This window comes from Streptomyces sp. NTH33 (assembly GCF_003236365.1).
Classification (GTDB): domain Bacteria; phylum Actinomycetota; class Actinomycetes; order Streptomycetales; family Streptomycetaceae; genus Streptomyces.
The window spans coordinates 1-2,091 of sequence record NZ_POTZ01000758.1 but is presented as its reverse complement, the minus strand read 5'-3'; the positions used below and the strand labels follow the sequence as shown (position 1 = coordinate 2,091).

General features: G+C 72.0%; 2 protein-coding genes. Both read left to right on the top strand.

Annotation, left to right across the window (positions count from 1 at the left end):
* Window positions 1-1,318 (top strand): VirB4 family type IV secretion system protein (locus C1I97_RS35905; RefSeq protein ID WP_111007115.1); only part of this gene is annotated, 1,318 nt, incomplete at its 5' end.
* 219 nt (window positions 1,319-1,537) lie between these two features.
* The coding region (locus C1I97_RS40375; protein WP_181447074.1) for a hypothetical protein at window positions 1,538-2,091 on the top strand (554 nt) is incomplete at its 3' end.

Here is a 2,091-nt window from a genome sequence, read left to right as displayed (position 1 = left end):
GCCCAGCGGACGCCCCGGCCCTGCCTCGGCCCGCGGGAACCGGCTCAGGCTCCCCGCCCACCGCATGACGACCGCCATCGCCGCCGGGGCATATCCCTTCCTCGCCGAAGGCGGGCTCGGCGCCGAAGGCATCTACATCGGCCGCGACGTCCACGCGGAAGCGAGCTTCGTCTTCGACCCGTTCGCCCTGTACGGGAAGGTCGAGGGCTTCACCAACCCGAACGTCCTGTTGGCCGGGGTGATCGGGCAGGGCAAGAGCGCGCTGGCCAAGAGCTTCGCGCTCCGCTCCGTCGCCTTCGGTTACCGCGTCTACGTGCCTTGCGACCCCAAGGGCGAGTGGACGCCCGTGGCCGCCGCGCTCGGCGGCACGTCCGTCGCGCTCGGCCCCGGGCTTCCCGGCAGGCTGAACCCGCTGGACGCCGCACCGCGCCCCGCCTCCGTCTCGGGGACCGACTGGGCAGGAGAGATCCGCAAGCGTCGGCTGCTCCTGCTCGGTTCCCTGGCCCGCACCGTCCTGGGCCGGGACCTGCTCCCGATGGAGCACACCGCCCTCGACGTCGCCCTCGACGCCGTCGTCACCCGGGCTGCCGACTCAGGCCGGACGCCGCTCCTCGGCGACGTCGCCTCCGCCCTCAACAGCCCCGACCAGCTCGACGAGGCCGCCGGCCTCATGTCCGGACGGCTCGGGGACGCCGCACGCGACCTCGCCCACGCCATGCGCCGACTCGTCCACGGCGACCTCGCCGGCATGTTCGACGCCCCCAGCACGGTCGCCTTCGACCCCAACAGCCCGATGCTCACCATCGACCTGTCCCGGCTGGGCGGGTCCGGCGACGACACCGCCCTCGTCCTCGCCATGACCTGCGCCTCCGCCTGGATGGAATCCACCCTCACCGACCCGCGCGGCGGCCGACGCTGGATCGTCTACGACGAAGCCTGGCGCCTGATGCGCCATCCCGGACTCCTCCAGCGCATGCAGGCCCAGTGGAAACTCTCCCGCGGTCTCGGCATCGCCAACCTGATGGTCATCCACCGGCTGTCCGACCTGCTCACCGCCGGCGACGCCGGATCCCAGGGCCGCGCCCTGGCCGAAGGACTCCTCGCCGACTGCTCCACCCGCATCATCTACCGCCAGGAGACCGACCAGCTCCACGCCGCAGCCACCCTCCTCGGCCTCACCTCCGTCGAAGCCGAAGCCATCGCCCACCTCAACCGCGGACGCGGCCTGTGGAAGGTCGCCGGCAGGAGCTTCATCGTCCAACACCTCCTCCACGCCCACGAGCTGGCCCTGTTCGACACCGACGCCCGCATGCACTGAAAAGTCCGTGAGTTCACGGATACCGATCCGCGGTCCCGGCCGCTCATCTGCACCGCGCCACTGACGGTTTCGCCCTAGCCGATCACTGCCCCGCTGCACCCAGGAGGACCCCTGCATCCACTCCACCTCGGCACCTTCGCCACAGCACTCGCAACGCACCTGCCCGGACAGTGGCACCGCAAGTACCTCGGCTTTCCCCCGCCCGCAGGCCAGCCACATGTGGCCGACCGGATCTGGGACTGCGGGCCGGCCCACTCGGCCCTGCTCGACTGGCCCGACGCCCCCACGGCCTTCCTCGAAGGACCAGGTGGCGAGCAGCTCTGCGTGCTGGAGCGCCCCCGCTATCCCCACCAGTACCTGGTGGCCCCCGTGCAGTCCGACGGATTCCGAGCGCACCACTTCAGCGGGGTCGACGAGCCCAACGGGATCGCGGTCCCCGACGATCCGGTCCGCGCCGCAGCCGCCGTCAGCCGGCGGGTCCTGCCCCGGCTCCGGGACGCCCTGGCAGCCGTACGGCACAACGCAGCCGTACAGCCCGAGCCGCCCCACCTGCCCGAACCACCGCAGGTGGCGCGCGTCGTCACCCTGACCTGGTACGAGGACGGCGCCCTCGGCACTCCGTACAAGAGCGTCCCCGAGGACGCCCGCACGGACCTGTACGGGCTCGGCTTCCAGTACCACCCCCACCAGGCCGCGTTCCTGCTTCCTGCCGCGTACGGCGAGGACGGCCGCGATCTGCGCCTGCGAGCGCTGGTCCACCAGCTCGCCCAGAA